Origin of the sequence: Erythrobacter sp., from assembly GCF_038133525.1 — a bacterium.
Lineage (GTDB): Bacteria > Pseudomonadota > Alphaproteobacteria > Sphingomonadales > Sphingomonadaceae > Qipengyuania.
Map to the genome: position 1 here is coordinate 39,101 of NZ_JAYPTL010000025.1, position 10,565 is coordinate 49,665.

The 10,565-nt window shown below is 63.6% G+C and carries 6 protein-coding genes and 1 pseudogene; 1 reads left to right on the plus strand and 6 read right to left on the minus strand.

Going from position 1 to position 10,565, the window contains the following annotated elements:
• The 3 genes and pseudogenes from AAFM29_RS08530 to AAFM29_RS08540 form a co-directional block, all read right to left on the minus strand.
• Window positions 1–209, minus strand: a pseudogene (locus tag AAFM29_RS08530) (cytochrome P450); the annotation flags it as partial.
• A gap of 148 nt (window positions 210–357) precedes the next feature.
• Window positions 358–1,569 (minus strand): ABC transporter permease, encoded by a 1,212-nt coding sequence (locus AAFM29_RS08535; RefSeq protein ID WP_341712380.1) that lies wholly within the window; start codon window positions 1,567–1,569, stop codon window positions 358–360.
• The gene (locus AAFM29_RS08540) at window positions 1,569–2,567 is read right to left on the minus strand and encodes an ATP-binding cassette domain-containing protein (protein WP_341712381.1); all 999 of its coding nucleotides are present in this window, start codon (window positions 2,565–2,567) and stop codon (window positions 1,569–1,571) included. The genes AAFM29_RS08535 and AAFM29_RS08540 overlap by 1 nt, the downstream gene beginning before the upstream one ends.
• Before the next feature lie 45 nt (window positions 2,568–2,612).
• Between AAFM29_RS08540 and queG the strand changes: the two genes are divergently transcribed.
• Window positions 2,613–3,674 (plus strand): tRNA epoxyqueuosine(34) reductase QueG, encoded by a 1,062-nt coding sequence (queG, locus tag AAFM29_RS08545; protein ID WP_341712382.1) that lies wholly within the window; start codon window positions 2,613–2,615, stop codon window positions 3,672–3,674.
• Here the strand turns inward: queG and AAFM29_RS08550 are convergent.
• The 3 genes from AAFM29_RS08550 to AAFM29_RS08560 all read right to left on the minus strand — a co-directional run.
• A complete protein-coding gene (locus AAFM29_RS08550; RefSeq protein WP_341712383.1) occupies window positions 3,652–4,884 on the minus strand; it encodes an FAD-dependent oxidoreductase in 1,233 nt (410 codons plus the stop codon). The genes queG and AAFM29_RS08550 overlap by 23 nt on opposite strands.
• Before the next feature lie 56 nt (window positions 4,885–4,940).
• A complete protein-coding gene (locus AAFM29_RS08555; protein ID WP_341712384.1) occupies window positions 4,941–9,647 on the minus strand; it encodes an NAD-glutamate dehydrogenase domain-containing protein in 4,707 nt (1,568 codons plus the stop codon).
• 166 nt (window positions 9,648–9,813) lie between these two features.
• Window positions 9,814–10,565: MsnO8 family LLM class oxidoreductase (locus AAFM29_RS08560; RefSeq protein WP_341712385.1), on the minus strand; the 752-nt coding region annotated here is incomplete at its 5' end.

Below are 10,565 nucleotides of genomic sequence, written 5' to 3' on the forward strand. Positions count from 1 at the left end.
TCATCGATGTAGTGAAGCGGGCCGGCCTCGCGCATTTCCTTGAAGATCGGCTGCCAGGTATCATTGTAATAGATGTCCGAGCGGCTGACGTCCCACTTGTTGGGATGCTGCAGCCGTTCGTCCGGGTGCTCCGCAAGGTATTCCTTCAGCGCCTCGAAAGCGGTCGGCGAAGTGCGGCATTGGGGACGTTCGACTGCGGCGGTGGCCATATCTCTCTCCATGTGGGGCGACTCTAGGCGTCGCTCCCATTTTCTCACCCCATCCTGCCGCAACTGACACACGTGTCAATAGTGCGTTTCAAAACGGAACTTAATTTTTTAACTTCTCCGATGCACTCGCTGCCCCGAAGCGCGGGGATCAGCTGGCGGTGGCGGCGTCGCGCGCCGCCTTCTTCGCCCGGCCACCCTTGCCCGACTTCATCACGCGCCGCTTGAACAGCAAAGCGCCGAAGCGGACGAACAGGACCACACAAAGGCCCTGCCAAGCGAGCGCCAGTGTGTGGGGCCACAGCGCCTCGGACTGCGCGGCGCGCGCGAGCATCGCGAAGGGCGAGGAAAGTGGGAAGGTTGCCGCAGCGAGTTCGAGCGCCGACCCGGGCCGGGTAATCGCCGACGCCGCCAGGAAGAACACCAGCAACTGCATCATGGTGACTGGCATCGACAAGGTCTGCACCTCGCGCACCGTCGCCGCCATTCCGCCGATCGTGAGGAATAGCGAGCCCAGCAGCAGGTAACCCATGGCGAAATAGGCGATCCCGAATGAGATGAAGAGCGGCCAACCTAACGCCGGTTCGGGCAGCTGGGGCAATTGTTCGCCCGCAATCATTCCGACCAAGCCACCAAATCCGGCCCAGACAGCAATGCCCACGAAACTCACGCCGAGCATGGCGAAAAGCTTGCCGAGGAACACCGCATCCATCGGGATCGCGGCGGCAAGTACTTCGATCACCTTGTTCGCCTTCTCTTCGACGAGGTTGGAGAGGACCATGCCGGCGAGCAGCATCATCAGCAGGAACAGCAGGAGCTGACCGGCCTGCGCGGTACGGATTCGGTCCGTCCGGGCGGCAGCGGCGCTGGTTGCGACCGGATCTGCGTCGACACCGGGGAAGGTACTGGGAGAACTGCCGGCAGCGGTGGCAGCGATCAATCCGACCGGCCCCTTCCACCGTTCGATCTGGTCTTCCGGTGCAGTGACGCGTGGAGCAGCGAGGGTGCCCGAAATCACCGCCGCGTAATTCGCCCCTTGCTTCTTGAGAATCTCGGCGGGCGGATCCCCGCTGTTATCCTCGATAAATTGCGGCAGAGCGTAGCCGACCTGGGGAGCCAGGGCCCGATTGGCCGAGATCATCGCGGCACTGTCCTCTGCGCTCATCGATAGCGCCACCAGATTGGTCACCGCTTCACGCTGGACCTGGCCGCCAATGCCGCCCGCAAGCGACCCGATGATCAGCGGGAACAGGGGGCCCAGCAGGAAGAAGAAGAATGCCCGGCTGAACAGGATCGCGTGGAAATCGCGTCGGGCGACGACGCGCGCAGCCTGGAACAGCGAAAGGCGGGTGGTGTCGCTCATTACCCCTGCTCCCCATCATCGCCAGCATCCAGCGCGCGGGCTGCAGCCTCGCCAGCGATCTCGACGAAGGCATCGTGCAGTCCGGCGCGCTCGATCGACAGGGAAAGGATTCCTGCCTCGCCATCGATCAATTGCTTTAGCAATGCTTCGACGCCGCTCTCGGGCACCGGGAAGTACCAGAAATGCCCGCCACCAGCCTTGGCGTCGTGACGCGCGTCCGCTGGCAAAGCGCCGCGCCACGCGCCATCCTGGGCGCGCGTCTCAAGCCGCACCTGCGCCGGGATCCGGTCGCGGGCTACATCGACCGACCCGGCATAGGGTACCTTGCCCCCGGCGATGATCGCGACCTCGTCGCACAGCCGTTCGGCATGATGGATCACATGAGTCGAAAAGATCACCGTGGTACCGGCGCTGGCAAGTTCACGAATCATGACTTCGAGCTTGCCCTGGTTGATCGCATCGAGCCCGCTGAAGGGCTCGTCGAATACGACCAGCTTCGGGTGGTGGACCAGCGTGCCGAGCAACTGCACGGTTTGCGCCATGCCCTTGGAAAGCTGGCGAATCTGCCGGTCGACAGCATAGCCAAGTCCATGTCGCTCAAGCAGTTCGCGCCCGCGCGCCCGACCTTGATCGAGCGGCAGGCCGCGCAGCGCACCCATGAAGGCGATCGCTTCGTCGCATTTCATCGCCGGATAGAGACCACGCTCTTCCGGCAGGTAGCCGATCAGCTTGGCCACTTCGTGCGGTCGATCGTTGCCGAACACGCGACGCACGCCTTCATCGGGATCGATGATCCCCAACAGCATGCGCAGAGTCGTAGTCTTGCCCGCACCATTGGGGCCAAGGATGCCGTAGATCGCGCCTTCGGGAACGGAGATATCGACCCCGTCCACCGCCAACGTATCGTCGAAGCGCTTGACCAGTCCGCGTGCCTCGATAGCGAGCGGTCTTGTATCGGTAGCGGAGGGTCGCGTCATCGCACCTGTCTCGGTAAGCATGTGTGCTCGCCTAACTGCTGCCAATGAACGGGAGTCCACGCAAGATTGGTTAATACGGCTCTACCCGATGGTTTGCAGGATGCCCTGCGCGCAGAGGCGGCACGACTGGGTTTCGTTGCCTGCGGCTTCGCGGCTGCGAGGCATGATCCCTTGCGTGCCGAGCGGCTGGAGCAGTGGCTCGGCCTAGGGAACCACGGGTCGATGGAATGGATGGAGACGCGCAAGGAACAGCGCGCCTCGCCGCAAGGCCTGTGGCCCGAGGCGCGTAGCGTTATCGCTTTGGGAATGAGCTATGCACCGAATGTCGATCCGCTGGCATTGGCCGCACACCCCGACAAGGCCCGCATTTCAGTCTATGCGCAGGGGCGCGACTATCACGATGTGGTCAAGAAGGCGCTGAAGGCACTGGCGCGCTGGCTGATCGAGCGGGCACCCGGGAGCGAGCTCAAGGTCTTTGTCGACACCGCGCCGGTGATGGAAAAGCCGCTGGGCGCCGCTGCTGGCATCGGTTGGCAGGGCAAGCACACCAACCTTGTCAGCCGCGAACATGGATCATGGTTGTTCCTCGGGGCGATCTACTCGACTTTGGAATTTACACCCGATGCGCCCGGCAAGGATCGTTGCGGCTCATGTCGTGCCTGCCACGATGCCTGCCCGACGGATGCTTTCCCGGCCCCCTACCTGCTCGACGCGCGGCGCTGCATTTCCTACCTGACGATCGAGCATAAGGGCCCGATTCCCGAAGAGTTCCGCTCTGCCCTGGGCAACCGCATCTACGGTTGCGACGATTGCCTGGCTGTGTGCCCCTGGAACAAGTTTGCCGACGCCGCGCATCGCCATTTGAAGTTGGCGCCGCGCGACGAACTCGCCGCACCCGACCTTGAGAGCTTCCTTGCCTTCGATGATGCGGGTTTCCGGAGCTACTTCTCCGGCTCGCCGATCAAGCGGATCGGCCGTGACCGGTTCGTGCGCAATTGCCTCTATGCTGCGGGGAACAGCGGCGAGCGCGGACTGCTGCCTCAGATAGAAGCGTTACGCAGCGATCCCGACCCCACAGTCGCCGATGCAGCGGAGTGGGCGGCGGCTAGGCTGCGTCCATTTCCTTGAGCTGGATTTCCGCATTGGCCAGCAGTTCGGGAGCGATGACCGCGCGATCCACCACCAACTTGCGGCCCTGGACATAGTCCTTGACCGCATTGACGCAGTCGAGCGCAATGACGCGGCCCTCCTTGAGATAGACCACGCTGAACTTCGCCTGGGCCGGATCGCCGCGCAGGACGGTAGCATCGTAGCCCGCGGATATGCCGACGGTCTGCAGCTTGAGATCATACTGGTTCGACCAGAACCATGGCACCGCATCGTAATTCTGCTTGTCGCCCATGATCGCCTTGGCCGCACAAGTCGCCATGTCATTGGCATTCTGCACCGATTCAAGCCGGATCACCGCATTGTCGGCATAGGGGTTGGCATGCACCGCGCAGTCGCCGATCGCGTAAATATCATCGAGCGTGGTGCGGCAATAGGTATCGACGTCGACCCCGTTCGTTCCCGCAGCGCCGGCTGTAATCAGCGGACCGACCGAAGGCACTATGCCGATCCCGACGATAACGATTTCGCAGCCAATAGTCTCATTGGCGTCGGTCACTACTGCGGCCACCCGACCGCCCTTACCCTCGATCCTCTCGACTCCGGTGGAAAGACGGAGGTCGACGCCGTGTGCACGATGCTGGCTGGCATAGAAGTCCGATAGATCGGGCCCTGCGACGCGTGCCAGGACTCGGTCCTGCATCTCGATCACGGTTACCTGGCAATCGAGCTTGCGCAGCACCGCCGCTGCTTCAAGGCCGATATAGCCCGCGCCGATTATCACCGCGCGCTTAGCCCCTCCGGCCAGTTCCTCGCGCAGCGAATCGACGTCGCGCTTCGAACGCACGTAGTGCACGCCTGCCAGATCGCTCCCTGGGCAAGCCAGGCGACGGGGATCGCCGCCCCCCGCCCATATTAGCCTGCGGTAAGACAGGCGCGATTCGTCTGACAGTGTCAGCTCGTGCCCGAGCGGGTCGACTGCATTGACGTTGCAGCCGAGGCGCAGGCCGATGTTCTTGTCCGTCCAGAATTGCTCGGGTCGGATCATGATCCGGTCGAACGCCTTTTCGCCCGCAAGGTACTCTTTGGAGAGCGGCGGCCGTTCGTAGGGTGGATTCCGGTCACGGCTAACCATCAGGATCGAATCCTCATGGCCATTCTGGCGCAGCGCGATCGCGGCTTGCGCCGCACCATGGCCGGAGCCGACTATGACGACATCGTAATGGTCCATCGCGGCGGTGGCTGGCGGGAAAACGCGCGCCGGTCAAGCACCGGCGCGCGCTTCAATTACCGGGTGAGCAGGTTGCGTGCCATACTGGCGATCTGCGCCAGCATGGCGGGCGCCACCGGCGATTGCGCCTGCGCCCGGCCGATCATGCTGCGGAATGCGCGGACGGCAACAGCCTGTTCCTCGGCCCATTTCCCGACCGTTCCGCGCATATCCTTCCTGGCATCCTTGCGCCGGGCAAGGCGGCGCAGAAGCTCCAGCCGCATCTGCTGGAAATCGCGGGCAAGGCCCGAAACCAGCAGGCGCTCCCACACGTCGGACGGGCTCATCAATGCCGCGGTCGACTGTGCCCAGTCGAGGCCCAGGCGTTGCCCGACTTCGGTGAAGCCGCCGGTCAGCCCGTGCGGATCGATTCCGGTCTCGCTGGCAAGCCGTGCGAGGCCGACCGCCCCGTCGAGGTCGAACAGGTGGGTGATGCGGGCGGCCAGCTTCTCGGGTGCCCCGGCATCGACTAGCTGGACCAGCAGGCGCGAAGACTGTGTGCGCGATTCATTGGAGAGCAGCTCACCCGTCGCATCCGAGAGGAAACGGACGTTCTTGCCGAGCTCGGCGACCAGCGCGCTGGGGTCGACCTTGCCGGCCGAACTGCGCAGCACGTCCGACATGAGATTGCCAACGGCGGCAGCGAGCCGATCGAACAGCAGCAATCGTGCGTTTTCGGGCATCGCCGCGGTGTCGAGATCCGCCCAAAGGGCCTGCAGGTCGAACAGTTTCTCGGCCGTCACGAAGGCGGCCGCCACTTCTGCCAGCTCGACCCCTTCCTCTTCTGCCAGCTCGAATGGGTGGATGGTGCCAAGCCGGTTGACGATGCGGTTGGCCAGCTTGGTTGCGATGATTTCGCGCCGCAGACGGTGGCCTGCAATCTGCGCCTTGTACTTGCTCCGCATCGGCGTGGGAAACGCGTTGAACAGCGTTTCGGCCAACAGCGCATCATCGGTCAGCGCGCCATGCTCAATGGCGTCCTGCAGTACTAGTTTGGAGGAAGACAGGAGCACCGCGAGTTCAGGGCGAGTCAGGCCGTGACCGTCTGCCGCGCGCCGCGCCAGCGCCTGGTCATCTGCCAGCCCTTCGGTGCGCCGGTCGAGATTTCCGCCGGCTTCGAGCGTTTCAATGAGGTGGCGCTGCGATGCCATTGCACGGGCACCGCCGATCTCGGCGATCGATAATGCCAGCGCTTGCAAACGGTTGTCCTCCAACACGATCGAGCCGACTTCATCGGTCATCGAGGCGAGGAGTTCGACCCGCTTGGGCTCGCTCAGCTTGCCGGTGCGCTTGGCCGCGGCGAGCGCGATCTTGATATTGACCTCATTGTCCGAGCAATCGACGCCCGCCGAATTATCGATGAAGTCGGTGTTGCCGCGTCCGCCACGCTGGCCGAACTCGATCCGTGCAGCCTGGGTGATGCCGAGGTTGGCGCCCTCGCCGATGACCTTTGCGCGCAGCTCGGTTGCGTCGACACGCAGCGAGTCATTGGCTGGGTCGCCAACCTGGACATTGTTCTCGCTGGAAGCTTTCACATAGGTGCCGATGCCGCCGAACCAGATCAGGTCGACCGGTGCCTTGAGGATCGCCGAAATCAGCGCCTCGGGCTCGAACTCGTCCTGATCCACGCCCAGCTTGGCCTGCATCGCTTTCGACAGCTTAATGACCTTGGCATCGCGCGGGAACACCCCGCCACCCTTGGAGATCAGCGCCTTGTCATAGTCTTCCCAGCTCGAACGCGGCAGGTCGAACATGCGCTTGCGTTCCTTCCAGCTCACGGCCGGATCGGGGTCGGGGTCGAGGAAGATGTGGCGATGGTCATAGGCTGCGACCAGCTTGATCGCCTTCGACAGCAGCATGCCGTTGCCGAAGACGTCACCCGACATGTCGCCGCAGCCGACCACTTCGACCGGCTCGCTCTGCACGTCGACGCCCATTTCGAGGAAGTGCCTCTGGACCGAAACCCACGCGCCCTTGGCGGTGATGCCCATGGCCTTGTGGTCATAACCCTTCGACCCGCCGCTGGCGAAGGCATCGTCGAGCCAGAAATCCTTCGATTCGGCGATGGCATTGGCAACGTCGGAGAAGGTGGCGGTGCCCTTGTCGGCAGCAACGACGAAATAGGGGTCTTCGCCATCGGTGATTACCACGCCCTTGGGATGGACCACCTTGTCCTTGACGATGTTATCGGTGACCGAAAGCAGCGTACGGATGAAAACCTCGTAGCTGGCGCGCCCTTCGGCGGCCCAGGCTTCGCGGTCGAGTGCGGGGCTGGGCAATTGCTTGGGATAGAACCCGCCCTTGGCCCCGGTCGGGACGATCACCGCGTTCTTCACGCGCTGCGCTTTCATCAGGCCAAGGATCTCGGTGCGGAAGTCGTCGCGGCGATCGGACCACCGCAGGCCACCGCGGGCAACCGGGCCGGCGCGCAGATGGATGCCCTCCACCCGACGCGAATAGACGAAGATTTCGCGGAAGGGGACCGGCTTGGGCAGGCCGGGGACCTTGGCGCTTTCGATCTTGAACGCCAGCGCCTCATGCGCGGCGGGGGCGAAGGCATTGGTCCGTAACACCGCATCGATCAGCGCATTGTAGAGGCGCAGCAGGCGGTCGTCATTGATCGCCTTGACCTTGCCGAGCCCGCGCTTGATCGCCACGCGCGCTTCTTCGATCGCCTTGCCGCGATCGCCTGCGAATGCGGGATCGTGGCGAGCGGTGAATAGCGCCACCAGTGCACGGGTCACGTCGGGTGCCGCTGCCAGTGCATCGACGGCGGTATAGATGGTGAAGCTCACCCCGATCTGCCGCAGATAGCGGTAGAAGGCGCGCAACCAATCGGCTTCATGGGCCGACAGCCCGGCTTCGGGCACCAGCCGGTTGAACGGATCGTTCTCCGCTTCGCCATTGAGAACGGCGGCGATCGCTTCCTCGATCGCGCGTGCGCGGTCGACCAGTAGCCGGGCATCGCTGCCGGGCTTCAGTTCGAGCCGGAAATCGTGGATCGTGCCAAGCCGCCCATCGTCGAGCACGGTGGGCATTTCGGACTGCACATGGAAGCCGAAGTTCTCGAGCACGGGCACGCCTTCGGACAGCGGCAGGCTGCCCTCGGACTGATAGAGCTTGAGACGCAGGCAGCCCTGGGACTCGCGCTCGCAATAATACATACGCGCACCGCGTTCCACTTCCTCGCTTTCGAGGCTGGCCCCCAGGCGATGCAGGCGTGAAATGTCGAGTGCGGCATCGCGCGCGCCGAAACGACCGCGGAACGGCGTCGGGAAGGCTTCGGCAAAGCGCAGGGCCAGTGCGGCGGCACGAGCCGGTTCCTCGATCTTGGCCAGTTCTGCCTCAACCGCTTCGCTCCAGCCGCGCAGCAGGGTCTGCATGCGCTCTTCCAGCGCGGTCTCGTCGGGCGCGCTTTCACCGTCGCGGATGTCAAGCACGAAGCGCAGCATGGCAAGGTTGCCGCCCTCCACCACCAGGCTCCAGTCGAGCAGGCGCGCCGATGCGCCATCTTCAAGCAAGGCCTGAATCTCCAACCGGACCTGCGTGGCCAGCATGTCGCGTGGTAGCCAGACGAAGGCGAAGAGATGGCGAGCCAAGGGAGCCTCGACGATCGACAGGCGCGGCCGCGGGCGGTCGACCAGGCTCATCATGGTCGTCGCGACGCGTTCCACATCCTCTTCGGAAAAGCCGATCAGCAGGTCATGCGGCAGCGCGGTCAGCGCATGGACCAGCGCCTTGCCGGCATGGCCGGTATCATCGAATCCATGGCGGTCGCGCAGCTCTTCCACCTGACGGCGAAGGCGCGGCACATTGCGGGGTGATGCGGCCAACGCTGCGCTGGTCCAGACACCGGCATGGACCGAAAGTGCAACCAGCTTACCACCTTCGCGAATAGGTACGATAAACAGGTCGAGCGGCACGCGGCGATGGACGTTGCTGAGGTGGTTGGCCTTGATAATCAGCGGAATGCGGGTGTTTGCCTTGTCTTCGAACCAGGCGAAGGCTCGGTCATAGGACGCGTCGGCCAGCAGTTCGCGCACGCTCTTGCGGCAAATTCCGATGGGATGGTCCTGCGTCCCGTCGCGGTGACGGACAACATGCCCCAGCTGGGTCAGCATACCCGAATTGAGCCATTCGAGCAGTGCAGCCCCTTCGCTATCGGCGTCGGCAATACGCTTGGCATCGACGGCCATGGCCTTCTGCAACTTAGGCCAATCGGCCACTGCGGCGCGGACATCGCCCAGCGTTTCGCGGATCGTATGTTCGAGCGCGCGGCGTGTGCGCGCGTCCACGCGAGTGGTTTCGATGTAGATCATCGATTCCCACTCAGCGTCCTCGGGATCGCCCGGCGGAATCGCCGTCAGCATCATGTCCTTGTTGCGCTCTACCGGTAGAACGGGGTGGACCAGGCGGTCGATCGAAAGGCCCAATGCCGCAATCGCAGCTGCTACCGAATCGACCAGAAAGGGCATGTCGTCGTTGACGATGGCGATGCGGGTGAAGCGGCGGTCGTCAGTGGCGCTTTCAACCTGCATGGCCGACCGACCGGTTTCGCGATGCATTGCCGTCGCAGCAACGAATCCGGCCGCTTCGGCGAGCTTATCGCGGGCGAAGGGGGTGTCGCCGCGCAGCAGTGAATGCTGCATCCGTTCGGCGATATCGCCCAGGAGTTTCTTCGAAATCTTGACTGGCTTGGCGGCGGTTTCGTTGTTCGAACCCATTGGGGCCTCTCGTTTCTCGGAGAACGATCATTTCGCTGCCGCGTAATTTCCGAGTCGTGCGACAGCGGTGTCAGAAGGCGCGCCTAGGCCTCTTGCCGGGCCTTCGCAAGGTGCCGCGCACGTCACCATGCAATCCTATGCACGCTACAATTGACGTTACGGCATCTCAGTCTGCCAGCAGCGGCATGATCAGTTCCAGCGAGCGGATGCGGGCCGCAGGATCAAAGGTGCTGCCGCCGAAGATGATCTCATCGGCACCTGTGCGGGAGATGAAACTCGTGATCGACTCACGAGCCGCCTCGACGGTGCCAATCGCGCTGGCCTGTCCGATATGGGCGAGCATGGCTTGAAGCGATCCCGGCAGACTGGCGCGGTATCCGCGAATGGGTGGCGGCAGCTTGCCCGGCTGGCCTGTCCGCAATGATACGAAAGCCTGCAATTGCGAACTGGCGATGAACTCCGCCTCATCCTCACTATCGGCAACGAACAGGTTCATCGCAGCCATTACATGTGGCTTTTCGAGCATCGGCGATGGCTGGAACTGGCGACGGTAGAGTTCGAGTGCGGTGTCGAGGTGATCGGGCGCGAAATGGCTGGCGAAGGCGTAGGGGAGGCCCAGCCTTGCGGCGAGCTGGGCTCCGAACAGGCTCGACCCCAGCATCCAGAACTCCGGCTTGGCGCCGAGTCCGGGGGTGGGGTGGATGGTGGTTTCCCCGGCCATCAGGGCGATCAGTTCGACCACGTCCTGCGGGAACATTTCGGCCGCGCGATGGAGGTCCTTGCGCAGCGCCCGTTGCAGTTCGGGCCCGGCACCGGGAGCCCGGCCCAGGCCCAGATCGACCCGCCCAGGGAACAGCGCATCGAGCGTGCCGAACTGCTCGGCAATCTGGAACGGCGTGTGGTTGGGCAGCATGATAC